The sequence below is a fragment of the Paracoccus sp. (in: a-proteobacteria) genome, assembly GCF_035556475.1.
Lineage (GTDB): Bacteria > Pseudomonadota > Alphaproteobacteria > Rhodobacterales > Rhodobacteraceae > Paracoccus.
In genome coordinates this window covers 1-25,761 of record NZ_DATMFA010000012.1, presented here as the reverse complement: position 1 = coordinate 25,761, position 25,761 = coordinate 1, and the positions used below count along the sequence as shown (strand labels likewise).

The window sequence follows — 25,761 nt, the reverse complement described above, 5'->3', positions numbered from 1 at the left end:
CGTGCTGTCGCCCTATGACGGGCTGTCGATCGGGATCCTGTCGTCGCTGAAAGGCGTGGGCTACGGCTCGGGCGACCTGAAGATGCCGATCGTCTCGGGTCAGGACGCGGAACTGCAATCGGTCAAGTCGATTCAGGCGGGTGAGCAGTATTCGACCATCTTCAAGGACACGCGCGAACTGGCCAAGGTCACGGTCGGCATGGTCGACGCGATGATCAAGGGCGAAGAGCCGCAGGTCAACGACACCAAGACCTATGACAACGGCGTCAAGGTCGTGCCGTCCTACCTCCTGGAGCCGGTTCCGGTCACCGCCGCCAACCTGACGGAAGTTCTGGTCGGCTCGGGCTATTACACCGAAGACCAGCTGAAATAATCGCATCATCCCGCGCCGCCGCAGGGGACACCCCCTTGCGGCGGCGTATTCCTTAGCGAGGGGCGTAAGGCAGCGATGGATCCCATTCTGGAAATGCGGGGAATTACCAAGGAATTCCCTGGGGTCAAAGCCCTGGACAATGTGAACATGGTCGTCCGCCGCGGCGAGATCCGGGCGCTCTGCGGCGAGAACGGGGCCGGCAAGTCCACCCTGATGAAAGTGCTGTCGGGGGTCTATCCCCATGGCTCATATGACGGCGAAATCCTGTATAATGGCAAGCCGATGGCGTTCCGGGGCATCCCGGACAGCGAAGAGCTGGGCATCGTCATCATCCATCAGGAGCTGGCGCTGGTGCCCCAGATGTCGATCGCCGAGAACATCTTTCTGGGAAACGAGATCGCCACCCGCGGCGTGATCGACCGGCATGAGACGAACCGCCGCACGGCCGAGCTTCTGGCCAAGGTCGGCTTGCGCGAAAGCCCCGAAACCAAGGTGGGCGAGCTGGGCATGGGCAAGCAGCAGCTTGTCGAGATCGCCAAGGCGCTTTCCAAGAAGGTCGACCTGCTCATCCTTGACGAGCCCACTTCATCGCTGAACGAGAATGACAGCGCCGCACTGCTGCGCCTGCTTGCAGGCTTCCGCGAGCAGGGCATGACGGCCATCATGATCTCGCACAAGCTGAACGAGATTTCGCAGGTCTGCGACAGCATCACCGTGCTGCGCGACGGCGCGACCGTATCCCATCACAGCGGCATGGTCCCGGAAAGCCAGATCATCAAGGACATGGTCGGGCGCTCGATGAACGACCGCTATCCCCCGCGTGAGCCGAAGATCGGCGAAGTGGTGATGCAGGTCCGCGACTGGACCGTAGCCGACCCCCTGCGCGAAGGCCGGATGCTGGTCGACAACGCAAGCTTCGAGCTGAAGCGCGGCGAAGTTCTGGGCATCGCGGGCCTGATGGGCGCAGGCCGCACCGAACTCGCGATGAGCCTTTTCGGCCGCTCCATGGGCGATTTCCGCAAGGGCAGCGCCACGATCCGCGGCAAGGAGGTCGATCTTGCGACCGTGCCCAAGGCGATCAAGGCCGGGCTGGCCTATGTGACCGAGGACCGCAAGTCGCTGGGGCTGGTGCTGGAGGACACGATCCGCCGCAACATCCCTTTGGCGAACCTCAAGGGCATCTCGACGCGCGGCGTCATCGACCGCCACCGCGAGGGGCAGGTCGCGCGCGACTATCGCAAGCAGATCAACATCCGCTCCTCCTCGGTCGATCAGGTCATGGCAAACCTGTCGGGTGGGAACCAGCAAAAGGTTGTCCTGTCGAAATGGCTCTTCTCGGAACCCGAGATCCTGATTCTGGACGAGCCGACGCGCGGCATCGATGTCGGCGCGAAATACGAGATCTACACCATCATCCGCGACCTAGCCGCCGCGGGCAAATCCATCATCGTGATCTCCTCCGAGATGCCCGAGCTGCTGGGCATCACCGACCGGATCCTCGTGATGAACGAAGGCCGCCTCGTGGGGGACATGCCCACCGCCGAGGCGACGCAGGAGCGCATCATGTCGATCATCATCAAGTCGGGCCACAACCTGACCGAGGAAGACATCACCCCCGAAGAGATCGAGGCAGAGGTCGCCCATGTCTGACACCACCGAAACCCGCGCCGGCGGCGACACCTTTGGTTTCATCCGCCGCAACATCCGCGAATACGGCATCCTGTTCGCGCTGATCATCATCATGGCGTTCTTTCAGGTCGTGACCGGCGGGATCCTGTTCCGCCCGGTCAACCTGACGAACCTGTTCCTGCAAAACAGCCACATCGTCATCATGGCGGTGGGGATGCTGCTGATCATCGTCGCGGGTCATATCGACCTGTCGGTCGGCTCGGTCGCAGCCTTTGTCGGCGCGCTTGCCGCGCTGATGATCGTCAAGCTGGGCCTGCCCATCCCGGTCGTCGTGGTCCTGAGCCTGATGGCCGGCGCGCTGATCGGGGCCGCGCAGGGCTATTGGGTCGCCTATTGGAAGATCCCGTCCTTCATCGTCACGCTGGCCGGGATGCTGATCTTTCGCGGCCTGACCATGTGGATCCTGCAGGGCCAGTCGATCGGCCCCTTCCCGCGCGAATTCCAGATGATCGCCTCGGGCTTCATTCCCGACTTCTTCGGCCCCGACAAGCCGAACACGCTGTCGCTGATCCTCGGCTGGGGGGCCGCGCTGATCATCCTGTGGTTGCAGGTCCGCAACCGCCGGCGCGAGGAGACGCTGGGCATCGCGGACGAGCCCTTTGCCTTCTTCGTCGCCAAGAACGCGCTGATCTTCGTCGCGCTGGCCTGGATGACCTGGGCGCTGGCGAATTTCCGCGGCCTGCCGAACGTCTTCATCGTCATGGCGGTGCTGGTCGCGCTTTACGCCTTCCTGTCCGAACGCACGACGATCGGTCGCCGCATCTTTGCCATCGGCGGCAATGCCAAGGCGGCGAAACTCTCGGGCATCAACTCCGAGCGTGTGGTCTTCCTGACCTTCATGAACATGGGGATGCTGGCAGCGCTGGCGGGCCTCGTCGTCTCGGCGCGCCTGAACTCGGCCACGCCCAAGGCCGGCGTCGGGTTCGAGCTTGACGTGATCGCGGCCGTCTTCATCGGCGGCGCCTCGATGTCGGGCGGCGTCGGCACCGTGATCGGGGCGGTCGTCGGCGCCTTCATCATGGGTGTCATGAACAATGGCATGTCGATTCTGGGCATCGGCATCGACTATCAACAGGTCATCAAGGGTCTGGTCCTCATGGCCGCCGTGATCTTCGACGTTTCGAACAAGAGCAAATCGTAATGACTTTCAAACCCGCAGAATGGCCGCGCAAGTTGCGGTCGCAGCACTGGTATGGCGGCAATTCGCGCGACACCATCTATCACCGTGGCTGGCTGAAGAATCAGGGCTATCCGCATGACCTGTTCGACGGACGCCCGATCATCGGCATCCTGAACACCTGGTCGGACCTGACGCCCTGCAACGGCCATCTGCGGGAGCTGGCCGAGAAGGTGAAGGCTGGCGTCTGGGAGGCTGGCGGCTTCCCGGTCGAGGTTCCGGTGTTCTCGGCATCCGAAAACACCTACCGCCCGACCGCGATGATGTATCGCAACCTTGCCGCCATGGCGGTCGAGGAAGCGATGCGCGGCCAGCCGATCGACGGCGCGGTGCTGCTGGTCGGCTGCGACAAGACCACGCCCAGCCTTCTGATGGGCGCGGCCTCGACCGACATCCCCTCGATCGTCGTGACCGGCGGGCCGATGCTCAATGGCTGGTTCCGGGGCGAGCGCGTCGGCTCGGGCACGCATCTGTGGAAATTCTCCGAGGCCGTGAAGGCGGGCGAGATGACGCAGGACGAATTCCTCGAGGCCGAGCAGGCGATGAGCCGGTCGTCCGGCACCTGCAACACGATGGGCACCGCCTCGACCATGGCCTCGATGGCCGAGGCGCTGGGGATGGCGCTGTCGGGCAATGCCGCGATCCCGGCGGTCGATAGCCGCCGCCGCGTCATGGCGCAGATGACCGGCCGGCGCATCGTGCAGATGGTCAAGGACGACCTGAAGCCCAGCGACATCATGACGAAGCAGGCCTTCGAGAACGCGATCCGCACCAATGGCGCGATCGGTGGCTCGACCAATGCCGTCGTCCACCTGCTGGCGCTGGCTGGCCGGGTCGGGATCGACCTGACGCTGGACGACTGGGACCGCTGCGGGCGGGACGTCGCGACCATCGTGAACCTGATGCCGTCGGGAAAATACCTGATGGAGGAGTTCTTCTATGCCGGTGGCCTGCCCGTCGTGCTGAAGCGTCTGGGCGAAGCGGGCCTGCTGCACAAGGACGCGCTGACCGTCTCGGGCGACACGATCTGGGACGAGGTGCAGGACGCGAAGAACTGGAACGAGGATGTGATCCTGCCGGTCGAGAAGGCGTTGACCCAGCAGGGCGGCATCGCGGTGCTGAAGGGCAATCTCGCCCCGCTGGGCGCTGTGCTGAAGCCCTCGGCCGCCTCGCCGCATCTGATGCAGCATCGCGGCCGCGCCGTGGTCTTCGAGGATATCGACGACTACAAGGCCCGGATCAACGATGACAGCCTCGACATCGACGAGACCTGCGTGATGGTGATGAAGAACTGCGGCCCCAAGGGCTATCCCGGCATGGCCGAGGTCGGCAATATGGGCCTGCCGCCCAAGGTGCTGAAAAAGGGCATCACCGACATGGTGCGGATTTCGGATGCGCGCATGTCGGGCACGGCCTACGGCACCGTGGTCCTGCACACCTCGCCCGAGGCGGCGCGGGGCGGACCGCTGGCCATCGTGCGGACCGGCGATTTCATCGAGCTGGACGTGCCGAACCGCCGCTTGCATCTCGACCTCAGCGATGAGGAAATCGCGCGGCGCCTGGCCGAGTGGAAGAACCCGGTCGAGCCGCCCGCCTCGGGCTATGCGCGCATGTTCCATGACCATGTCGAGGGCGCCGATACCGGTGCCGATTTTGATTTCCTCAAAGGATGCCGTGGACGCGAGGTGGGACGTGACAGCCATTGATCTGGCCATTATCGGCTTTGGCAAAATCGCGCGCGAGCAGCATCGCCCCGCGCTTGAGGCCTCGGCGGGCTTCAACCTTGCCGCGACGGTCGACCCGTTCAACACGGCCGAGGGCATTACCGCCTATCGCGACGTGACCGGCTTTCTGGCCGAGCGGCCCGAGGTCGGGGCAGTCGCCCTTTGCACGCCGCCGCAGGTCCGCTTCGCCGTCGCGCGCGAAGCGCTGCTGGCCGGGCGGCATGTCCTGCTGGAGAAGCCGCCGGGCACCTCGGTCTCCGAAGTCATGGTGCTCGAGCGTATCGCGAAGGAACAGGGCAAGACCCTGTTCACCGCCTGGCACAGCCAGTTCGCCCCCGGCATTCCCGGCGCGCGGGACTGGCTGGCGGATCGCAAGATCACCGCGATCACCGTGACCTGGCGCGAGGACGTGCGGCGGTGGCATCCGGGGCAGGACTGGATCTTCGCCCCCGGCGGAACCGGCGTTTTCGATCCGGGCATCAATGCCTATTCGATCCTGACCCATATCCTGCCCGTCGGCCTCTACACGACCAAGGCGGAGCTGGTGTTCCCTGAAAACCGCGACACGCCGATCGCCGCGCGGCTGGAGATGCTGACCGAGGAAGGCTCGCCGGTTGATCTGGATTTCGACTTTCGCGAAACCGGCGTCCAGACCTGGGACATGCGGATCGAGACCGATCGCGGCGTGATGGAGCTGTCGCAGGGCGGCGCGACCATCACCGCCGATGGTGCGGTTTTGGCGGCCGAGGGCGCGCTTGCCGGTGAATATGACCGGATCTATGCCCGCTTCGCCGATCTGATCGCGGCGGGCGAAAGCGATGTCGATGTCGCCCCCTTCCGCCATGTCGCGGATGCGATGATGCTGGGCCGCCGGGTCCAGACGGACGCCTTTGAATGGTAAGTCCCGACTGGATTGCCGTCGACTGGGGCACCACGCGCCTGCGGGTCTGGGCCATGCGAGGGGCCGAGGTGCTGGAGAATCGCAGTTCGGACAAGGGCATGGGCGGCCTCTCGCCGCCCGAATTCGAGCCTGCGCTGCTGGAGCTTGTCGGGGACTGGCTGGACCAAGGCCCGCTGCCGGTCATCGCCTGCGGCATGGTCGGCGCCCGGACCGGCTGGGTCGAAGCCGAGTATCGCGCCACGCCCTGCACGCCGCTCGACGCGCTGCGCGCCACCCGGCCCGCGGTGCAGGACCAGCGGCTTCAGGTCCATATCCTGCCCGGCCTGTCGCAGATCGACCCGCCCGATGTCATGCGGGGCGAGGAAACCCAGATCGCGGGCTTCCTTGCCGCCAATCCGGGGTTCCGGGGCACGCTCTGCCTGCCGGGTACACATTGCAAATGGGTCAGCATCGCCGATGGCCGGGTCGAGGGGTTCCACACCTTCATGACCGGAGAGGTCTATGCCCTGCTCTCGCGCCAGTCGGTGCTGCGCCATACCATAGGCGAGGCGCGGCCGGATCCGGTCAGCTTCTCCGAGGCCGCGGCACAGGCGCTGGCCCATGCCGACATGGCGCCCGCAGGCCTTTTTTCGCTGCGCGCCGCTGCGCTGCTTGAGGGTCTGCCGCCCGAAATGGGCGCGGGTCGCCTTTCGGGCCTGCTGATCGGATCGGAACTTGCCGCCGCCCAGCCGCTCTGGAAGGACCGCAGCGTCGTCATCATCGGCGCGCCCGAACTCTCGGCGCTTTACGCCCGGGCCTTGACGCAGGCGGGCGCGAATGCCGATGAACTGGACGGTGGCGCATTGGTCCTTGCCGGACTTTCCGCCGCTGCCGCCGCCTTGACGAGGACAGAATGACCCAACCCATCATCGCCATCCTGCGTGGCCTGACGCCCTCCGATGCCCTTGCCGTCGGCGCGGCGCTGATCGACGCCGGCATCGACCGCATCGAAGTGCCCCTGAACTCTCCCGATCCGCTGGAGAGCATCCGGCTGATGGCCGAGGCTTTCGGGGACCGCGCCACCATCGGCGCGGGCACCGTCCTGACGGCCGGGGAGGTGGCGCGCATCGCCGATGCCGGTGGGCGCATGATCGTGTCGCCCAACGCCAATCCCGAGGTAATCCGCGAAAGCCGACGCTTTGGGCTTGAATCCTATCCGGGCGTCTATACGGCGACGGAATGCTTCGCGGCCATCGCCGCCGGCGCGACCGGACTGAAGCTGTTCCCCGCCGATCAGGCCGGGCCGGGCACGCTGAAGGCGCTGCGCGCCGTCCTGCCCAAGGATATGCCGGTCTATGCCGTCGGCGGTGTCGGCCCGCATAATTTCGCCGAATGGATCGCGGCGGGCGCACAGGGCTTCGGCATCGGCACCTCGCTTTATCGGCCCGGCGACAGCGCCGAACTGGTCGGCCAGCGCGCCCGCGAGATGGTCGCGGCGCTGGCGACATGAGGTATACGCTTTTCGACCCTCGCCCCTGTCTGCTGGGCGAGGGTGCCTTCTGGCACCCCCAGCACCAGCAGGTGTTCTGGTTCGACATCCTCAACCGCCGAATGCTGAGCCGCAAGGACGGGCGCGAGTTGGTCTGGAAATTCGACGAGCGCGTCTCGGCCGCAGGCTGGATCGACCATGACACCCTGCTGATCGCCAGCGAAACCGCGCTGTTCCGCTTCGACCTTTCCAGCGGCAGCCGCGATGATCTTGTCGCGCTTGAGGCGGACCGGCCCGACACCCGCTCGAATGACGGGCGCGCCGATCCGATGGGCGGCTTCTGGATCGGCACCATGGCGATTGACGCAAGCCGCGGTCAGGGCGCGATCTATCGCTATTACCGGGGCGAATTGCGCAAGCTTCACGCGCCGATCTCGATCAGCAATGCAATCTGCTTTTCGCCGGATGGCAGCCTCGCCTATTTCGCCGATACCGAGGAGCAGATGGTCTGGACGCAGGAACTCGACGCCGAGGGCTGGCCGAAGGCCGAGCCTCGGGTCTATCTCGACCTGCGCGGGACCGATGAGTATCCCGACGGCGCGGTGATCGATGCCAAGGGCAATTTCTGGAACGCGCGCTGGGGCAGCGGCCGGCTGGTCTGCCATGCCCCGGACGGCCGCCTGCTGGACGAGGTCGAGGTGCCCTCGAAACAGGTCACCTGCCCGGCCTTCATCGGCGAAAAGCTGGACCGGATCCTTCTGACCAGCGCCTCGGTCGATCTGGGCGGAGCGCAGGACGGGCGAAGCTGGCTGGTCATTCCCACCGGCGCGACGGGACGCGCCGAACCGCAAGTGAGGCTCTAATGCGCGAGAATTTCGGCAAGCTACCCGACGGGCAGGACGTGGACAGGCTGACCATCACGGCGCATGGCCTCTCGGCCTCGTTCATCACGCTTGGCGCCTCGCTGCAGGATCTGCGGCTGGATGGCATCGCGCATCCGCTGGTCCTCGGCTTTGCCGAACTTGCGCCCTATCTGGGCGAGGGGAAATATTTCGGCGCCATCGTCGGACGCTGCGCCAACCGCATCGCGCGTGGCGAGGCCGAGGTGGAGGGACACAGGCTGACCCTCGACCGGAACGAAAAGGGCCACACCACGCTCCATGGCGGAACGGACGGCACCGGGCGGCGCAACTGGATCATCGACGATCACGGCCCGGATTTCGTCACCTTCTCGGATCACCTGCCCGACGGGCATATGGGTTTTCCGGGCGCCATGCAGGTTCAGGTCCGCTACCAGATCCTGCCCGGCCCCCAGCTTCGGATCGAGATCGTGGCGACGGCCAGCAAGACGACGATCTGCAACTTCGCCCAGCACAGCTATTTCAACCTCGACGGCAGCACCGATATCAGTGGCCATCTGTTGACCGTCCCGGCGGAGACTTGGCTGCCGGTGGATGATGCGCTGATCCCGACCGGCGCACCGGCCCCGGTCGCGGGCACGCATCTCGACTTTCGCAAGCCGGTCCGGCTGGGCGACCGCCTTGGCGGGCCGCTGATCGACCACAACCTTTGCCTTGCCGCGGAACGGCACCACCTGCCCTGCCCTGCCGCTGTCCTCAGCGCGGGCGGGGTGGAGATGACCATCGCCTCGACCGAGCCGGGCTTGCAGGTCTATACCGCCGACCATCTGGCGGGCGGGGCGGCGGGCATCGGCGGGAGGCCCTATGGCCCTCATGCCGGGATCGCGCTGGAATCGCAGGTCTGGCCGGATGCGGTCCATCATCCCGACTACCCCTCGGCGCTGCTGCCGGCGGGCCATGTCTATCGGCAAAGCACGGTGCTCGGCTTCAGCAGAAGCAGTTGACGCAACCCATTGGTTCAACGGAAATGGTGTTCGGGAGGAACGCCATGACCAATTCTGCTCCAGCCCCTCGCGCCGATCGCCCGCAGGTCGCCCCCGCGGCCGAGATGCCGGCCGCGGCGCAGATGCACGCCATCCTGCACCGCCGCATCATCAGCGGCGATATCCTGCCGGGCACAAGGCTCTCGGAGCAGGAGATCGCGGATCAATACGACCTCTCGCGCCAGCCCGTGCGCGAGGCCTTCATCCGCCTCGCCAGCGAAGGCCTGCTGGAGGTCCGGCCCCAGCGCGGCACCTTCGTCTCGCGCATCGACATGGACTGGGTGCTCAGCACCCGGTTCATCCGGGAATCGGTCGAGGCCGACATCGCCCGCCTCGCCGCCCGCCGGGCAAGGCCCGAGCAGGTCGCGACCCTGCGCGGCATATTGGAGCGGCAGGAAGCCATCGCGCAGGGCGATGCCAAGGCGCTGGTCACGCTGGACGAAGAGTTCCACCACACGCTGGCGGAAATGGCGGGACAGGTGATGGCATGGAACCATCTGCAGGTGCTCAAGGTGCATCTGGACCGGGTCCGCCACCTCGTCTCGGCGGTGACGCCCAAGGACGTGATGCTGGACCAGCACCGCGATGTAGTCGATGCCGTGGCCAGCGGGGACGAGGATCAGGCCGAGGCTGCGATGCGCCTGCATCTGCGCCGGGTTTTCGGCGATCTGCCCGGAATCATGCAGCTTTCCCCGCAGTTTTTCGACAAGGCCGAGAAGCTCTCGACATGTATGCATTACGATCTGGAAGTGAATGTCTGACCGGAGACAGGGTCTTTCTCGGCGATTGACAATGTATACTTAAATAATGATCCTCGCCCTTGAGGAAAAGGCGCGCAAGGCGCGCGATCAGGGAGAGAGACCATGAAACGCAGATCCGTTCTGCCGCTGATTGCGGCTGGGCTGATGGCGGGTGGCATCAGCGCCCCCGCTTTTGCCGAATATCCCGAACGTCCGATCGAGATGATCGTGCCCTGGGGCGCGGGCGGCGGCACCGACGCGGTCGGCCGCATCTTCGCGCAAATCCTTCAGGAAGAACTCGGCAAGCCGGTGAACGTGGTGAACCGCACCGGCGGTTCGGGCGTCGTCGGCCACAGCGCCATCGCCAATGCCAAGCCCGACGGCTACACCATCGGCGTCATGACGATCGAGATCGACATGATGCATTGGCAGGGCCTGACCGACCTGACCTACAAGGATTTCGACATCCTCGGCATCGTCAATGCCGATCCCGGCGGCATCATGGTGGCCGAGGACGCGCCGTGGACCAACGCCGCCGAGTTGCGCGACGCGATCAAGTCCGGCGCGCCGGGCAGCGTGAAGGCCTCCGGCACCGGTCAAGGCGGCATCTGGCACCTGAACCTGCTGGGCTGGCTGATGTCCGAGGGCATCCCGGTCGAGGCCGTGCCCTTCGTTCCCAGCCAGGGCGCCGCCGCAGGCCTGACCGACATGGTCGCAGGCGGCGTGCAGATGGTGCCCTCCTCGCTGGCCGAGGGGCGCTCGCTGATCGACGCGGGCCGCGTCCGCGCGCTTGCCAGCATGTCGGACGAGCGGCAGGAGCTTTTCCCCGACACGCCGACGTTGAAGGAAGCGACCGGATCGGACTGGAAGCTCTCGGTCTGGCGCGCCATCGCTGCGCCCAAGGACATGCCGCCCGAGGCGCGCGAGCGCCTGATCACTGCGATCGAAAAGGCCTATAACAGCGAAACCTATCAGGCCTTCATGAAGGATCGCGGCTTCGGCCTGCGTTGGGCGGGCCCGGAGGACGCCACTGCCATCATCGCCGCGGATGACGCCAGCCTTGGCGAGATCATGCAAAAGGCCGGACTGGCCAAGTGATACAGGGCCGCGGGCAATCCCCGCGGCTTTTCCCTTCCTTCTCCTGAGGAGAAACCGGCATGAGACTCGGGGACCGCGCGCTCGGCGCGCTGACCTTGCTGGGGGGCATTGTGCTCTTCTTCGCCGCCCGCCAGTTTTCACCAATTCCCGGACAGAAATACGGCGCCGAGACATTGCCGACCGTGATCGCCGGTCTGGCCGTGATCGTCGGCATCTGGCTCATCGTGCAGGGCCTCGTGACCGAGCGGGGCGCGCCCTTCGCGGTGGCGCTGGACTGGGCGGCCGAGCCGCAGGCATGGGCCAAGGTCATCGCCACGGCGGTGCTGATCATCGTCTATATCCTTGCCGTCGATTATGTCGGCTTCACCATTTCCAGCATCGTGCTTGTCGCGGGGATGATGCTGCTGACCGGAACAAGGCCGCTGACGGCGCTTCCGGTCTCGGTCATCGCAGTGATCGTGGTGCAATTCGCCTTCGGCAAGATGCTTCTCGTGCCGCTGCCGCGCGGCGAATTCCTGTCGCTGCCGTGGTGAGGTCAAGCAGATGAGCGTTCTTGCACAATCCTTCGCCATGGTCTTCGACCCGCAGGTTCTGCTGGTCATGCTGCTTTCGGGCGCCTTCGGCCTTTTCGTCGGCGCCATTCCCGGCCTGACCGCGACCATGGCGACGGCGCTTCTGGTGCCGATCACCTTCTTCATGGAGCCGATCGCAGCCATCGCCGCCATCGTCACCGCCTCGGCCATGGCGATCTTCTCCGGCGACATTCCGGGCGCGCTTCTGCGCATTCCCGGCACCCCGGCCTCGGCCGCCTATGTCGATGATTCCTATCAGATGACACGGCAGGGCCGCGGCCCCGAGGCGCTTGGCGCGCTTCTGGTCTTTTCGGTGGTCGGGGGCATCTTCGGCACCATCGTCCTGATCATCGCCTCGCCCCTTCTGGCCGAGGTGGCGCTGAAATTCTCCTCCTTCGAATATTTCTGGCTGGTGCTGCTCGGTCTCTCGGCGGCGATCTTCGTCTCGCCCGGCTCGATCCCGCGCGGGCTCGTCTCGCTGCTGATCGGGCTGGTCGCGGCCTGCGTCGGCATGGACAACCCCACGGCCGAGCCGCGCTTCACCTTCGGCAATGTCGAGCTTCTGGGCGGGATCTCCTTCATCCCGGCCATGATCGGGCTTTTCGCGCTGGCCGAGGTGTTTCGCTATCTCGTCCGCGGCTACAAGCTGGGCGTGCCGCTGCGCCCCTCGACCAAGGGCATGATCCGCAGCCAGATCCCGGTGATGCGGCGCTATTACCCGCAGATGCTGCGCGGCAATGTCGTCGGCACCCTGATCGGCGCCCTGCCCGGCGCGGGCGCGGATATCGCGGCCTGGATCTCCTACGCCATGTCCAAGCGCTTCTCGCGCGAGCCCGAGAAATTCGGCAAGGGCCATGTCGAGGGGCTGGTCGAGGCCGGGGCCTCGAACAATGCCGCGGTCAGCGGGGCATGGATCCCGGCACTGGTCTTCGGCATCCCGGGCGATTCGATCACCGCCATCGTGATCGGCGTCCTCTACATCAAGGGGATGAATCCCGGCCCGACGATCTTCATCGAACAGGCCACGCTGATCAACGCGCTCTTCATCGTCTTCCTGCTGGCGAACCTCCTGATGATCCCGCTGGGCTGGCTGGCGATCCGCGCCTCGACCACGATCCTCGCGGTGCCGCAACGGATCCTGATGCCGATCATCCTGATGTTCTGTATTGTCGGCGCCTTCTCGATCACCAACTCGGTCTTCGGCATCGCTTTGATGCTGGGCTTCGGCGTCCTCGGCTTCCTGATGGAGGAAAACGACATCCCGATCGCCCCGGCCATCCTCGGCCTCGTCCTCGGACCGCTACTCGAGCAGCATTTCATCACCTCGATGATCAAGGCCGACGGTAACCTGCTCTCCTTCTTCGAGCGTCCAATCGCGGCCGGGCTTGGCATCTTCACCATCCTCGTCTGGGCCGTGCCGCTGATCCGCCGCGCGATCCAGCACCGGCGCGAGGCGCTGTCATGACCCGCCTCGCAACCGCCGTCATCGGCCTCGGCTCGATGGGACTTGGCGCCGCCCTCTCGCTCGCCCGCGCGGGGATCGACGTGCGCGGCGTCGATCTCGCGCCCGGCCCAATGGCTGAACTCGCCGCCGCGGGCGGGCAGCCCGTCTCCACCCCGGCCGAGGCTGCCACGGATGCCGATGCGGTCTTCGTCTATGTCGTGAACGCCGCCCAGACGCGCGAGGTGCTTTTCGGCCCGAATGGCGCGGTCGCGGCGGCAAGACCCGGAACCGTCTTCGTCGTCTGCCCGACCATGACGTCAGACGACGCGGTGGCCATCGCGACTGACCTCACCGGGGCTGGAATGCTCGCCATCGACGCCCCGGTCTCGGGCGGGGCCGCCAAGGCGCGTGAGGGGCAGATCAGCATCATGGCCTCCGGCCCGCCCGAGGCCTTCGCCCTGATCCAGCCCGCACTCGACGCCATCGCCGCCCGCATCTTCCGCCTCGGCGACGAGGCGGGCGCCGGCAGCCGGATGAAGCTCGTGAACCAGCTCCTCGCCGGCGTCCATATCGCCGCCATGGCCGAGGCGATGGTGCTGGCCGCGAAAAGCGGCCTCGACCTCGCCACCGTGCAGGAGGTCATCACCGAATGCGCCGGCAACAGCTGGATGTTCCAGAACCGCGGGCCACAAGTCGTCTCGGGCGACTATTCCCCGTTCTCGGCGGTCGACATCTTCGTCAAGGATCTGGGTATCGTCACCGGCTCGGCCCATGCGCTCGGAAGCCCGGTCCCGCTGGCGGATGCCTCGCTCGCACTCTACCGCGCCGCCTCCGAAGCCGGCCTCGGGCGCGAGGCCGATGCCGCCATCGCCAAGATCCTGGCCGAACGTGCAGGCACGACGCTCCCGACGAAGCAGGGCTGATCTTCTCTGTTCCTCAAATACTCATTCCGGCCGCGCCACGGCCGGAATGCCATCAGATCCCGCGCAGCACCGGCAACCAGCCAAGGCTCGCCTCGGTCGCCCCGCCCGGCCGGTATTCCGCCCCGACCGGCCGCGTCCAGCCCAGGTCGCGCAGCACCCCGCAGATATAGCGATAATCCAGCTCACCATGATCCGGCGCGCCGCGATCGGGCACCGCGGCGATCTGGACATGTCCCGTCACCGGCAACAGCCGTTCCAGCCGCCGCGTCAGGTCACCCTCCATGATCTGCAGGTGATAGCAGTCGAACATCAGCTTCAGGTTCGGATGCCCCGACCGCTCGATCAGGCGCAGCGCCTGGTCGCTGCGGGACAGAAAATATCCCGGCGCGTCGTAATGGTTCAGCGGCTCGATCAGGATGGTCAGGTCAGGCGCGGCGCGGCAGGCATGGTCCAGATTGGCGCGAAACACCGCCTCGGCGGCCGGGCCGGTGGCGATCCCGGCCATGACATGCACCGCGCCGCAGCCGATGGCGCGGGCATAGGCGATGGCGCGGTCGATCTCGGCCCGCGCCTCGGCCTCGCGGCCCGGAATCGCGGACAGCCCGTTCTCGCCCGGATGGCCCCTCAGCGTATTGAGGCCCAGCATCGACAGCCCGGTTTCGGCAAGCGCCCCGGCGACTGCCTCGGGCGCATGGTCATAGGGCCAGTGGCATTCGACCGCGTCAAAGCCCGCATCCGCCGCCGCGCGAATGGCGTCGGGCAGCGGCAGCTCCGCCCAGAGAAACCCGAGATTGGCTGAAAACTGCATCTTCCCTCCCCGAAAGACGACGGGCGGCGGGTTCGTCCCGCCACCCGCATGGCTCAGGCCCGGCGGACCTTCTGGGTCTGCTCGCCCAGCCCATCGATCCCGAGGCGGATGGTCTCGCCGCCGTTCAGATAGACCGGGGGCTTCTGGCCCATGCCGACGCCCGGAGGCGTGCCGGTGGTGATCACGTCGCCCGGCATCAGGGTCATCAGCTTCGAGCAATAGGCAACCAGCGTCGCCACGCCAAAGATCATCGTCTCGGTCGAGCCGTTCTGGTAGCGCTTGCCATCGACCTCCAGCCACATCGAAAGCTTGCCGGGATCGGCAACCTCGTCGCTGGTCACGACCCAGGGGCCGATCGGGCCGAAAGTGTCGAAGCCCTTGCCCTTGTCCCAGGTCTGGCCGCGCTCAAGCTGCCATTCCCGCTCGGACACGTCGTTGACCACGCAATAGCCGGCGACATGATCCAGCGCCTCGGCTTCCGAAACGCCGCGGGCAGTCTTGCCGATGACGATGCCCAGCTCGACCTCCCAGTCGGCCTTCTTCGAATCGGCGGGGATCAAGACATCGTCGTTCGGGCCGACGATGCAGCTCGTCCATTTGTTGAAGACGACCGGCTCGGCCGGGACCGGCATGCCGCTTTCGGCGGCGTGGTCGGCATAGTTCAGGCCGATGGCGATGAACTTGCGGACATTGCCGACGCAGGCGCCAAGCCGGGGCGAGCCCTCGACCAGCGGCAGCGACGCGACGTCGATCGCGGCAAGCTTTGCCAGCCCCTCCGGCGTCAGCACCTCATCGGCGATGTCGGCGACATGGCCCGACAGATCGCGGATCCGGCCTTCGCTGTCCAGCAAACCCGGCTTTTCCTGGCCCTCGGGGCCGTAACGCAACAGTTTCATCAGTCCTCCTTCTTTCGTGCTTTCGAATGTGATTGTTCAGAAGGCATGGCGATCGCGGAAGTACGGATCGCGGCAATTCTCCTTCTTCGCCCGGACAGCCAAAGCAGCACGCCGCCACCGATGATGACCATTGCGCCAAGGACTGTCGAGGCCCCCGGCACCTGTCCGAACACGAGATAGCCCGCAATGCTGGCAAACAGCAGTTGCAGATAGACGACCGGCGCCAGAACCGAGGCATCCGCAAGGCGATGGGCCAGCGTCACAAGGCTGTGCGAGGTCGCCCCGACCACCCCGATCAGGCACATGATCGCCAGCGTCAGCCTGTCGGCGGGCGCCTGCCAGTGCAGCAGCGCGAAGGGCGCGAAGCACAGCGTCGCGATGCCATTGGCCCAGATCTGGTGGGTCGCGGTCGATTCGGCCGCCAGCTTCCGGCTAAGGATGAAATAGATCGAGGTGCAGAAACACGCCCCGAGCGAAAAGAGCATCGCGGTCTGGAACCCGGCATCCCAGGGCGCGACGACGATCAGCACCCCCAGAAAGCCCAGCAGGATGGCCGCGAATTGCATGATCCCGACCTTTTCGCCCAAAAGCGGGACGGCCAGCAGCGTGACCAGAACCGGGCTTGCGAACATGATCGCGGTCACGGTGGTCAGCGGAAGCTGGCTCAGCCCGACGAAGTTCAGCGCCGTGCTGCCCATCAGCGCCAGCGAGCGCAGCGCCTGCATCGGCGGGTTGATCGAACGCAGCACGCCAAGGCCCCGCCTCGGCAGTGTCGCTGCAAGCGTCAGGACCAGCGCCCCGGCATAGCGCACGAAGGCGACCTGCATCAGCCCAAGGCTCAGCCCCAGCAGCCATTTCGCCATCGTGTCCTGCGTCGCGAACAGGATCACGCCGACAGTCATCAGCATCATCCCCGTCAGGGTGCCGCCAAGCTTCATTCCGATTTCATTTCCTGATCGCGTTCCGCTTCGTCACTGTCCCGCTCCTCGCGGAAATGATCCTCGATATTGTCGATCATCGCGGCCAGATGCGCCCCGATCTCGGCCTTGATGGCGGCGACATCGCGCGCGGCCAGCGCCGCATGGATGGCCTTGTGCTGGCGCAGAACCCGCTCACGCGAGAGCTTGCGGCGCGCCGAGAGATAGCGGGCGCGCCACAGCCGCGCCATATAGGCGCCATGCGTCTCGGCCAGCGCGGCATTATGCGAGGCCGCGACGATGGCCGAATGGAATTGCATGTCCAGTTCGAAGACGTCGAGCGCATCCGCCTCGCCATAGATCGTCTCAATCCGGTCCTTCAGCGCGCCGATGGCCGCGATTTCCTCGTCGCTCGCCTTTTCGCAGGCAAGCTCACCCGAGAGCAGTTCAAGCGCATGAAGCACGCGGATCTGGTCGATGATCTCGTTCTGCGAGGGGTTGGCGACAACCGGACTGCGTAGGGGGCGCAGCGTGACCAGCCCCTCCTTGGCGAGGATGCGGATCGCCTCGCGCATGGGCGTGCGCGAGACGCCCTGCCGCTCGGCATTGTCGCGCTCCTTGATCGGCGCACCGGGCGGCAGGTTGCCGCGAAGGATCTCGCGGCGCAACTCATAGGCGATGGCCTCGGCCAGGGTATCCTCGGTCATCGCCCTGCCTCAGTTCACCGGGGTCACGAGGGGCTGGCCACCCAGGAACGCCAGGACATTCCGACGCTGGAGGTCGCCCATGGCCGCCCGCGTCTCGACCGTGGCCGAGCCGACATGCGGCAGGATGGTCGCGTTCGGCAGGTCCATGAAGCGCCCGTCCACCTCCGGCTCGTTCAGGAACACGTCCAGACCGGCGCCACGCAGGCGACCCTGCTCCAGCGCATCGAGAAGTGCCTCCTCGTCAATGACCGAGCCGCGGGCGATGTTGACGATGATCCCGTCCGGCCCCAGCGCCGCGATCACCTCGGCCGAGACGAAGCCGACCGTCTCGGGCCCGCCGACCACAGCGATCACCAGATCATCGACCGCGCGGGCCAGTTCGACCGGGTCAGCGTGATAGGTCCAGCCTTCGGGCGCGTCCTTGCGGCTGCGCGACTGGTAATGGATCTCGCATTTGAAGGCGGCGAGGCGGTCGGCGATCTCGCGCCCGATGCGCCCCATGCCGAGGACGCCGACCTTGCGCCCCGACATCTTGCGCGCCAGCGGATAGGCGCCGCCAGCGGGCCATTTCCCCGCGCGCATCCAGCTCTCCGAGGCGGTCAGTTTGCGCGATTCCATGATCAGCAGCGCGACGGCCAGATCGGCCACGTCGTCATTCAGGACATTCGGCGTATTCGTCACCTTGATCCCGCGGGCCGAGGCGTCCGCGACATTGATCGCGTCATAGCCGACCCCGAAATTCGCGATCAGCTTCAGCGACGGAAGCTGGTCCATCACCGCCCCGTCCAGCGGATGATGCCCCTTATAGGCCAGTGCTGTGACCTGCTTGCGCTCGACCTCGGAAAGCGCGGCGATGTCGGAAAGGGCGGGCAGGAGCGGCGCGGAAAGCTCCGTCTCCAGCGCCTTGGTATCGGTCTCGGAATACTGGCCGACCGCCAGAACATTCGTCATTCGTCCGTTCCCTTCATCCGCGCCCGATATAGGGCATGTTGGTTGCCATGACGGTCAGCCATTGCACATTCGCGCCTTCGGGCATCGAGGCCATGTGCAGGACCGATTCCGCCACCATGGCGACGTCGATCACCGGCTCGACCCGGATCGAGCCATCGGCCTGCGGCACGCCCTTGGTCATGGCCTCGGCCATATTGGTCAGGGCATTGCCGATGTCCACTTGCCCGCAGGCGATGTTGAAAGGTCGGCCATCCAGCGACAACGTGCGGGTCAGCCCCTTCACCGCATGTTTCGAGACCGTATAAGGCACCGAGCCGGGCCGCGGCACGTCGGCCGAGACCGAGCCGTTGTTGATGATGCGCCCGCCCATCGGATCCTGATGCCGCATCTGGCGGAAGGCCGCGCGGGCGCAAAGGAACATGCCCGTAATGTTCACATCGGTGACGCGCTTCCAGTCCGCGACCGAAATCTCGTCGATCAGGGTCGAAGGCAGGACGGCGCCCGCATTGTTGAACAGCACGTCGATCCGGCCCCATTCCTGCGCGGTCTTGGCGAAGGTCGCGTCCACCGCGGCCTCGTCGGTCACGTCGCAAGGCAGGACCAGCGCGTTCGGATTGTTGCCCGCGGTCTCGGCCAGCGCATCCTCGCGCCGGCCGATCAGGCCGACCAGCCAGCCCTCGGCCAGAAACCGATGCGCGGTGGCGCGGCCCACGCCGCTGCCGCCGCCGGTGATCAGGATCGTTTTCACGTCTCTCTCCTCCCTCAAGGTTCCGTCAGTGATTGTCGCGGGGCATGGTCTGGCGCACCCGCTGATAGGCGGTCGCAAGCTCAAGGCAGCCGCCCTTGTCAAGCTGGCCGACCTCCTTGCGATAGATCTCCTCCCACGGGGTCTGGCATTCCAGAACCGGAGGCACCCACGCTTCCTTGCGCGCCTGCCATTCGGCAGGATCGACCAGCGCATCCATGCGGCCCGCGTTCAGGTCCAGCCGCACCCGGTCCCCGGTCTGGAGATAGGCGAGGCCCCCGCCCACCACCGATTCCGGCGAGGCGTTCAGGATCGACGGGCTTTCCGAAGTTCCCGACTGCCGCCCGTCCCCCACGGTGGGCAGGTGGTTGATGCCCTGTTTCAGCAGCGCGTCCGGCGGCTGCATGTTCACCACCTCGGCGCTGCCGGGATAGCCGACGCAGCCCACATTGCGGATGAAGAGGATGCAGTTCTCGTCGATGCCAAGCGCCGGATCGTTGATCCGGTCGTGGTAATCCTCCGGCCCCTCGAACACGATGGCGCGGGCTTCGTGGACGCCTTCGTTCCCCGGCTCGGACAGGAAGCGCTGCCGGAAATCCGGGGAAATCACGCTGGTCTTCATCAGCGCGGAATCGAACAGGTTGCCGGTCAGCACGATGAAGCCCGCATTCTCGCGCAGCGGATCGGCATAGGGGCGGATCACCGCACGGTCCTGACTTTCCCAGCCGGTCAGGTTCTGGCCCATGGTCTGGCCGGTCACGGTCATCGCCTTTTCATGCAGGCGCCCGGCCTTCTTCAGCTCCCCCATGACGGCAGGCACGCCACCCGCATGGAAGAAGCTCTCACCCAGATACTCGCCCGCAGGCTGCATGTTAACCAAAAGCGGCACGTCGAAGCCGACCTTCTGCCAGTCGGTCACGTCCAGCTCCACCCCCGCATGGCGCGCGATCGCCTGCAGATGCGGTGGCGCGTTGGTCGACCCGCCGATCGCCGCATTGACGATGATCGCGTTCTCGAAGGCTTCGCGGGTCATCACATCGCTCGGCTTGATGTCCTCATAGACCATTTCGACGATGCGCTTGCCGGTCTGGTAGGCCATGTTCATCCGCTCGCGGAAGGGCGCGGGAATGGCCGAGCATCCGGTCAGCGACATGCCAAGCGCCTCGGCCATGGCGTTCATCGTGCTGGCCGTGCCCATGGTATTGCAATGGCCGAGCGACGGCGCCGAGGCGCAGACGCGGGACATGAACTCGTCATAGTCGATCTTGCCTTCGGACAGCAGCCGGCGGCTTTCCCAGACCACGGTGCCCGAGCCGGCGCGCTTGCCCTTCCACCAGCCGTCCAGCATCGGCCCGCCATTCAGCGTGATCGCCGGAATATCGACGGTCGCCGCGCCCATCAGCATGGCGGGCGTCGTCTTGTCACAGCCGGTGGTCAGCACGACCCCGTCCAGCGGATAGCCGTGCAGCACCTCGACCAGTCCCAGATAGGCCAGGTTGCGGTCCAGCGCCGCGGTCGGACGCTTGCCGGTTTCCTGAATCGGATGGACCGGAAACTCCATCGGGATGCCGCCGCCGTCGCGGATACCGGCCTTGATGCGGTCCATCAGAAAGACATGGATCTTGTTGCAGGGCGCCAGATCGCTGCCGGTCTGGGCGATGCCGATGATCGGGCGCGCGGATTGCAGCTCCTCGCGCGTGAACTGCTGGTTCAGGTAACGTTCGATATACAGCGCGGTCATGCCGGGATTGTTCGGATTGTCGAACCATTCCTGCGACCGGAAGCGCTTGTTTGCTCTGGTGTTTGCCATGGCTTGCCTCCCTCGGGCCACCCTTCCGAAAAATTGGTATACCAGACCGCGGCAAGGGGAAAGGGGTCAGCTTGCACCCGAAGAAAAATGGTATACCATCCGCGCCGAGCAATTTGGGGAGGGCCGTCATGGCTAAATACGAGGGCATCTGGCCGGTCGCACCGGTCTCGTTCAACGACGATGGTTCCGTCGATTTCGAGGGCATGCGCCGCATCCTCGACTGCATGGTCGATCAGGGCGTGGACGGCATCTGCATCCTCGCGAACTTCTCCGAGCAATTCCTGATCTCGGATGCCGAGCGCGAGGCGCTGACCCGCCTCTCGCTGGAGCATGTCGCGGGCCGCGTTCCGGTGATCGTGACGATCAGCCATTACGCGACCCCGATCGCGGTCGAGCGCGCGCAGCTTGCCAAGGATCTCGGCGCCGCCATGGTGATGATGATGCCGCCCTATCACGGCGCGCTGCTGAAGGGCACGGCCCAGCAGACCTATGAGCAATTCGCCCGCGTCGGCGATGTCGGCATCCCGATCATGATCCAGGACGCGCCGCTGTCCGGGGTCGACCTGCCGGTGCCGCTGCTGGTCCGCATGGCGCGCGAGATCGAGATGGTGAAGCTCTTCAAGATCGAATGCCCGCGTGCCGCCGCCAAGCTGCGCGCCCTGATCGCCGAGGGCGGCGACGCGATCGAAGGCCCCTTCGACGGCGAGGAGGCGATCACCCTGCTGGCCGACCTCGATGCCGGGGCGACCGGGACCATGACCTCGGCCATGATCCCCGACCAGATCAAGCCGGTGCTGACGCATTGGAAGGCCGGCGACCGCGCCGCCGCGACCGCCGCCTATGCCCGGATCCTGCCCGCCGTGAACCACGAGAACCGGCAATGCTGGTTCCTCTCGGCCAAGGCGGTGATGCATGAGGGCGGCGTGATCCGCTCGGATTTCAGCCGCCATCCGATCCCGCCGCTGCATCCCGCGACCCGCGCCATGCTGCTGGATCTGGTCCGCCCGTTGGACCCGGTCGCGCTGCGCTGGGGCAAGTAAGTCACAGGCCCGGTCGCGGCTCGAGCGGCCGGGCAAACTTCCCTCTCGAAAGACTGGCGCGGTCCCCATCCGCAATGTATACATAGTCCGACCGGAAACTGGGGAGGAGGGTTCGGACATGAAGCTGCTGATTATCGGCGCCGCAGGCATGGTTGGCCGCAGGCTCGCGCAAAGCATTCTCAAGACCGGCACGCTTGGCGGACATCCTGTGGATGCACTGACGGCCTTCGACGTGGTCCCGGCCGATCTGGACTCGACCGGTCAGGTGGCCGTGAAGGTACTTTCGGGCGACATATCCGACCGCGCGACGGTGGAGTCGCTGGTGGCGGACCGGCCCGACGTCATCTTCCACCTCGCCGCCATCGTCTCGGGCGAGGCCGAGGCCGATTTCGACAAGGGCTATGCCATCAACATGGACGGCACCCGGCACCTCTTCGAGGCGATCCGGGCCCAAGGCCCCGACTATCATCCGCGCGTGGTCTATACCTCGTCCATCGCCGTCTTCGGCGCCCCTTTCGAGGAAAAGATCACCGACACCTTCATCACCGCGCCCATGACCAGCTATGGCGCGCAGAAGATGATCGGCGAGCTGCTGCTGAACGACTATACTCGCAAGGGTTTCTTCGACGGCGTGGGCATCCGCCTGCCAACGATCGTCGTGCGCCCCGGCAAGCCCAACAAGGCGGCCTCGGGCTTCTTCTCTGGCATCATCCGCGAGCCGCTGGCGGGCATGGACGCCCAACTGCCGGTCGAGGATGACGTGCGCCACTGGTTCGCCAGCCCCGATGCGGCGGTCGGCTTCCTTCTCCACGCCGCGACCATGGACACCGCGCAGCTTGGCGTCCGGCGCTGCCTGACCATGCCGGGGCTGAGCCTGACCATTACCGAGGTTCTCGACGCCCTGCGCGAGGTCGCGGGCGAGGAGGCCGTGGCCCGCGTCAAGCGCATCCCGGACGCGACGGTGCGCGGCATCGTCGCCGGCTGGCCGCGCGACTTCTCGCCCGAGCGGGCGCTTGCGGCAGGCTTCGTGGCCGATGCGGATTTCCAGTCGATCATCCGCGCCCATATCCGCGACACCGCCGATGCAGCCGGGTGACGCGGGAAGTGGCCGACGGTCCGATCGCGGCAGGTTGCGATCCTCGCGCCCGGTGCCGAGCCTGCATGGCCTGACCGAGATGGCCGCGCGCGAGCGCGCCTATCACGACCTGCGCTATCGCATCCTGACCGGGCGCCTCGCGCCCGGCACCACGCTTCTGGAGACGGAGCTTGCGGCGCTGCTCTCGCTCTCGCGAACCCCGGTGCGCGAGGCGGTGATCAAGCTGGCCGATGAGGGGCTGGTCGATGTCCGCCCCCGCCACGGCGTCACGGTCAGGGCGCTGTCGCTTCAGGATTTCGCCGATATCCTCGACGTGTTCTCGGCCCTCGAAGTCCGCGCCTTCGAACTGGCCGCCGCCCGCGGCCTCAGCGCCGAGGAGGCCCGCCGTCTCGAAAGGATGCTGGACGAGATGGAGAATGCGACCTCCGCCGGAGATATCGCGCGCTGGTCGGATCTGGATGACGAATTCCATTCCGAGATCGTCGCGCTCTGCAGCAACCAGCGCCTGCAAACGGCGGTCAACGCCTTCTGGGGCCAGCAATACCGCGCCCGAATGATGATCCTGCCCCTGCGCCCCCTGCCGGTCGAGTCGGACGCCGAACATCGCATCACCTTTGCCGCACTCCGCTCCGGGGATCGGGCGCTGACGCGTGAGAAACACAGCGCCCATCGCGACCGGGCAGACCGGCAGCAACTGGACCTACTGCGCCGCTCGCTGGGCAGCAGCGGCCTCGCCTGAATGAGTTTCGAAGGAGGAGATTCGAGATGAACAAGATCGATCTGGAGGGGCGGCTGGCAGTCGTGACGGGCGGCGCACAGGGCATCGGCTATGCCGTGGCCGAGCGTTTCATCGCCAGCGGTGCACGGGTTATCCTGTGGGACCGCGACGGCGCGGCAGCAAGCGCCGCGGCCGAGAAGCTAGGTCCGGCGGCATCGGCGCGGCAGGTCGAACTGTCAGTCGATGCCGAGATCGAGGCCGCGGCCGCTGAGGCCGGTCCCGTCGATATCCTGGTCAACAATGCCGGCATCACCGGCGGCAACGGCAAGACCTGGGAACTTGACCCCGCGACCTGGCGGCAGGTGATCGAGGTGAACCTGAACGCGCCCTATGTCGCTTGCCGCGCCCTCGTGCCCGGCATGATCGAGCGCGGCTATGGCCGGATCATCAACGTCGCCTCGATCGCCGGGAAGGAGGGCAACCCGAACGCGGCACATTACTCGGCCTCGAAGGCAGGGTTGATCGCGCTGACGAAATCGCTGGGCAAGGAACTGGCGGGAACCGGCGTGCTGGTGAATGCCATCACCCCCGCCGCGGCCCGCACCCCGATCTTCGATCAGATGACCCAACAGCATATCGACTACATGCTGTCGAAGATCCCGATGAACCGCTTCCTTGAACCGGCCGAGGCCGCCGCGCTGGTCGCCTGGCTTGCCTCGGAGGATTGCGCATTCTCGACCGGGGCCGTCTTCGACATCTCGGGCGGCCGCGCGACCTATTGATGCCGTAGCCGGGGGCTGTCTGCCCCCGGACCCCCGAGGGTATTTTCAAAACGATGAATTGAGGGCCAAGCTCTCACCTTCACTGTTTCAAAAATACCCCGGGGGAGTCCGAAGGACGGGGGCAGAGCCCCCTTTCATCATTCCTTGACCGCGCCGGTCATAGAGCTGACGTAATAGTCTACGAAGAAGGAGTAGAGGATCACTACCGGCAGCGAGCCGAGGAGTGCTCCGCTCATCAACGCGCCCCATTCATAGATGTCGCCACGCACCAGTTCGGTCAGCACGCCCACCGGGATCGTCTTGTTTTCCGAACTGGAGATGAAGGTCAGCGCATAGATGAACTCGTTCCAGCTGAGCGTGAAGGCGAAGATCCCGGCCGAGATCAGGCCCGGAACCGCCAGAGGCAGGACGATCTTGGTCAGGATCTGCCAGCGCGTCGCCCCGTCCACCAGCGCCGATTCCTCAAGCTCGTAGGGGATCGAACGGAAATAGCCCATGAGGAGCCAGGTGCAGAACGGGATCAGGAAAGTCGGATAGGTCAGGATCAGCGCCAGCCTGCTGTCGAAGATCCCGATCTGGAACACGATGACCGAGAGCGGGATGAAGAGGATCGAAGGCGGCACCAGATAGGCGAGGAAGATCAGAAGCCCGGTCACTCTGGCGCCACGGAAGCGCAGTCGTTCGATCGCATAGGCGGCAAAGACCGAGGCCGCGAGCGACAGGAAGGTCGAGCAGATTGCGACCAGCAGCGTGTTCCAGAGCCAGCCCGGATAGCTCGTCTCGAACAGCAGGTATTTCATGTGCTGGAGCGTCGGGCCCACCACCCAGAACGGGCTGTGGTTCTGGTAGTCGGTCAATTGGGCGTTGGGTTTTACCGCCGTGATCGCCATCCAGTAGAAAGGAAACAGCAGCACGAAGATGAAGCAGGCCAGCGGCAGCCAGACCAGCATGATCTTGCGGCCGCGGCTTTCGAACTGGTCCATGCCCTCGTGATCGTCGGTGACGGTTGCCTTTTCGGACATCAATCCGCTCCCTGCTGCCATTTGCGGCGCTGAAGGCCGAAGAAGCTGAAAAGGATCGCGGCGAGCAGGAAAGGGATCATTGCGACCGCGATGGCCGCCCCCTCGCCCAGCTGCCCGCCGGGAATAGCACGCTGGAAGCTCAGTGTCGCCATCAGGTGGGTGGCGTTGACCGGGCCGCCGCGCGTCAGGACGTAGATCAGCTGGAAATCGGTGAAGGTGAAGAGGACCGAGAAGGTCATCACCACCGCGATGATCGG

The 25,761-nt window shown here is 65.8% G+C and carries 26 protein-coding genes and 1 pseudogene; 18 read left to right on the top strand and 9 right to left on the bottom strand.

The window, feature by feature from the left end; genetic code table 11:
* The 14 genes from VNQ78_RS01265 to ltnD all read left to right on the top strand — a co-directional run.
* Window positions 1–373: substrate-binding domain-containing protein (locus tag VNQ78_RS01265; protein ID WP_325685758.1), on the top strand; the 373-nt coding region annotated here is incomplete at its 5' end.
* A gap of 75 nt (window positions 374–448) precedes the next feature.
* Window positions 449–2,023, top strand: coding sequence for a multiple monosaccharide ABC transporter ATP-binding protein (gene mmsA / locus VNQ78_RS01260; RefSeq protein WP_325685756.1), 1,575 nt, complete (start codon window positions 449–451; stop codon window positions 2,021–2,023).
* Entirely contained in the window at window positions 2,016–3,203 is a 1,188-nt protein-coding gene (gene mmsB / locus VNQ78_RS01255; RefSeq protein ID WP_325685754.1) for a multiple monosaccharide ABC transporter permease, read from the top strand. Before mmsA ends, mmsB begins: the two co-directional genes overlap by 8 nt.
* The gene (gene araD, locus VNQ78_RS01250) at window positions 3,203–4,945 is read left to right on the top strand and encodes an L-arabinonate dehydratase (protein ID WP_325685752.1); all 1,743 of its coding nucleotides are present in this window, start codon (window positions 3,203–3,205) and stop codon (window positions 4,943–4,945) included. The genes mmsB and araD overlap by 1 nt, the downstream gene beginning before the upstream one ends.
* Complete coding sequence (locus tag VNQ78_RS01245) at window positions 4,932–5,864, top strand: Gfo/Idh/MocA family oxidoreductase (protein ID WP_325685750.1); 933 nt, start codon at window positions 4,932–4,934, stop codon at window positions 5,862–5,864. Before araD ends, VNQ78_RS01245 begins: the two co-directional genes overlap by 14 nt.
* The gene (locus VNQ78_RS01240) at window positions 5,858–6,760 is read left to right on the top strand and encodes a 2-dehydro-3-deoxygalactonokinase (protein ID WP_325685748.1); all 903 of its coding nucleotides are present in this window, start codon (window positions 5,858–5,860) and stop codon (window positions 6,758–6,760) included. The genes VNQ78_RS01245 and VNQ78_RS01240 overlap by 7 nt, the downstream gene beginning before the upstream one ends.
* Entirely contained in the window at window positions 6,757–7,353 is a 597-nt protein-coding gene (locus VNQ78_RS01235; protein WP_325685746.1) for a 2-dehydro-3-deoxy-6-phosphogalactonate aldolase, read from the top strand. Before VNQ78_RS01240 ends, VNQ78_RS01235 begins: the two co-directional genes overlap by 4 nt.
* Window positions 7,350–8,195: an SMP-30/gluconolactonase/LRE family protein gene (locus VNQ78_RS01230; protein WP_325685744.1), complete on the top strand. Its 846-nt coding sequence runs from the start codon at window positions 7,350–7,352 to the stop codon at window positions 8,193–8,195. The genes VNQ78_RS01235 and VNQ78_RS01230 overlap by 4 nt, the downstream gene beginning before the upstream one ends.
* On the top strand, window positions 8,195–9,196 hold the full coding sequence (locus VNQ78_RS01225) for an aldose epimerase family protein (RefSeq protein WP_325685742.1): 1,002 nt from the start codon (window positions 8,195–8,197) through the stop codon (window positions 9,194–9,196). Before VNQ78_RS01230 ends, VNQ78_RS01225 begins: the two co-directional genes overlap by 1 nt.
* A gap of 44 nt (window positions 9,197–9,240) precedes the next feature.
* A complete protein-coding gene (locus tag VNQ78_RS01220; protein ID WP_325685740.1) occupies window positions 9,241–9,996 on the top strand; it encodes a GntR family transcriptional regulator in 756 nt (251 codons plus the stop codon).
* Window positions 9,997–10,098: 102 nt separating this feature from the next.
* Window positions 10,099–11,073: a tripartite tricarboxylate transporter substrate binding protein gene (locus tag VNQ78_RS01215; RefSeq protein ID WP_325685738.1), complete on the top strand. Its 975-nt coding sequence runs from the start codon at window positions 10,099–10,101 to the stop codon at window positions 11,071–11,073.
* A gap of 59 nt (window positions 11,074–11,132) precedes the next feature.
* A complete protein-coding gene (locus VNQ78_RS01210) occupies window positions 11,133–11,606 on the top strand; it encodes a tripartite tricarboxylate transporter TctB family protein (protein ID WP_325685736.1) in 474 nt (157 codons plus the stop codon).
* A gap of 10 nt (window positions 11,607–11,616) precedes the next feature.
* Window positions 11,617–13,110, top strand: a complete 1,494-nt coding sequence (locus VNQ78_RS01205; protein WP_325685734.1) for a tripartite tricarboxylate transporter permease — start codon at window positions 11,617–11,619, stop codon at window positions 13,108–13,110.
* Window positions 13,107–14,012 carry an L-threonate dehydrogenase gene (gene ltnD, locus VNQ78_RS01200; protein WP_325685732.1) on the top strand — a complete coding sequence of 302 codons (906 nt, stop codon included), beginning with the start codon at window positions 13,107–13,109 and terminating at the stop codon, window positions 14,010–14,012. The genes VNQ78_RS01205 and ltnD overlap by 4 nt, the downstream gene beginning before the upstream one ends.
* Window positions 14,013–14,064: 52 nt before the next feature.
* Here the strand turns inward: ltnD and VNQ78_RS01195 are convergent, their stop codons facing one another.
* From VNQ78_RS01195 to VNQ78_RS01165, 7 genes are read right to left on the bottom strand one after another with little or no spacing between them, the layout of a single operon-like run.
* Entirely contained in the window at window positions 14,065–14,820 is a 756-nt protein-coding gene (locus VNQ78_RS01195; protein ID WP_325685730.1) for a hydroxypyruvate isomerase family protein, read from the bottom strand.
* A 53-nt stretch (window positions 14,821–14,873) separates the two neighbouring features.
* Window positions 14,874–15,716 (bottom strand): ureidoglycolate lyase, encoded by an 843-nt coding sequence (locus VNQ78_RS01190; RefSeq protein WP_325685728.1) that lies wholly within the window; start codon window positions 15,714–15,716, stop codon window positions 14,874–14,876.
* Window positions 15,716–16,654 carry a DMT family transporter gene (locus VNQ78_RS01185; protein ID WP_325685726.1) on the bottom strand — a complete coding sequence of 313 codons (939 nt, stop codon included), beginning with the start codon at window positions 16,652–16,654 and terminating at the stop codon, window positions 15,716–15,718. Before VNQ78_RS01185 ends, VNQ78_RS01190 begins: the two co-directional genes overlap by 1 nt.
* Entirely contained in the window at window positions 16,651–17,340 is a 690-nt protein-coding gene (locus VNQ78_RS01180; RefSeq protein ID WP_325685724.1) for a GntR family transcriptional regulator, read from the bottom strand. The genes VNQ78_RS01185 and VNQ78_RS01180 overlap by 4 nt, the downstream gene beginning before the upstream one ends.
* A gap of 9 nt (window positions 17,341–17,349) precedes the next feature.
* Window positions 17,350–18,291, bottom strand: coding sequence for a 2-hydroxyacid dehydrogenase (locus VNQ78_RS01175; RefSeq protein ID WP_325685722.1), 942 nt, complete (start codon window positions 18,289–18,291; stop codon window positions 17,350–17,352).
* 13 nt (window positions 18,292–18,304) lie between these two features.
* Window positions 18,305–19,039 (bottom strand): SDR family oxidoreductase, encoded by a 735-nt coding sequence (locus VNQ78_RS01170; protein WP_325685720.1) that lies wholly within the window; start codon window positions 19,037–19,039, stop codon window positions 18,305–18,307.
* A gap of 25 nt (window positions 19,040–19,064) precedes the next feature.
* On the bottom strand, window positions 19,065–20,846 hold the full coding sequence (locus VNQ78_RS01165) for an IlvD/Edd family dehydratase (protein WP_325685718.1): 1,782 nt from the start codon (window positions 20,844–20,846) through the stop codon (window positions 19,065–19,067).
* A gap of 128 nt (window positions 20,847–20,974) precedes the next feature.
* Here VNQ78_RS01165 and VNQ78_RS01160 point away from each other — a divergent pair, with 128 nt between their 5' ends.
* The 4 genes from VNQ78_RS01160 to VNQ78_RS01145 all read left to right on the top strand — a co-directional run bounded on the left by VNQ78_RS01160 (window position 20,975) and on the right by VNQ78_RS01145 (window position 24,482).
* Window positions 20,975–21,886 (top strand): dihydrodipicolinate synthase family protein, encoded by a 912-nt coding sequence (locus tag VNQ78_RS01160; protein WP_325685716.1) that lies wholly within the window; start codon window positions 20,975–20,977, stop codon window positions 21,884–21,886.
* Between the two features lie 118 nt (window positions 21,887–22,004).
* On the top strand, window positions 22,005–22,982 hold the full coding sequence (gene denD / locus VNQ78_RS01155) for a D-erythronate dehydrogenase (protein ID WP_325685714.1): 978 nt from the start codon (window positions 22,005–22,007) through the stop codon (window positions 22,980–22,982).
* On the top strand, window positions 22,969–23,721 hold the full coding sequence (locus tag VNQ78_RS01150) for a GntR family transcriptional regulator (RefSeq protein WP_325685712.1): 753 nt from the start codon (window positions 22,969–22,971) through the stop codon (window positions 23,719–23,721). Before denD ends, VNQ78_RS01150 begins: the two co-directional genes overlap by 14 nt.
* Before the next feature lie 26 nt (window positions 23,722–23,747).
* Window positions 23,748–24,482, top strand: coding sequence for an SDR family NAD(P)-dependent oxidoreductase (locus VNQ78_RS01145; protein WP_325685710.1), 735 nt, complete (start codon window positions 23,748–23,750; stop codon window positions 24,480–24,482).
* 137 nt (window positions 24,483–24,619) lie between these two features.
* Here VNQ78_RS01145 and VNQ78_RS01140 read toward each other — a convergent pair whose 3' ends face one another.
* Both VNQ78_RS01140 and VNQ78_RS01135 read right to left on the bottom strand, forming a co-directional pair.
* The gene (locus VNQ78_RS01140) at window positions 24,620–25,504 is read right to left on the bottom strand and encodes a carbohydrate ABC transporter permease (protein ID WP_325685708.1); all 885 of its coding nucleotides are present in this window, start codon (window positions 25,502–25,504) and stop codon (window positions 24,620–24,622) included.
* Window positions 25,504–25,761 (bottom strand): annotated as a pseudogene (locus VNQ78_RS01135) (hypothetical protein); the annotation flags it as partial. The pseudogene VNQ78_RS01135 and the gene VNQ78_RS01140, both read right to left, overlap by 1 nt.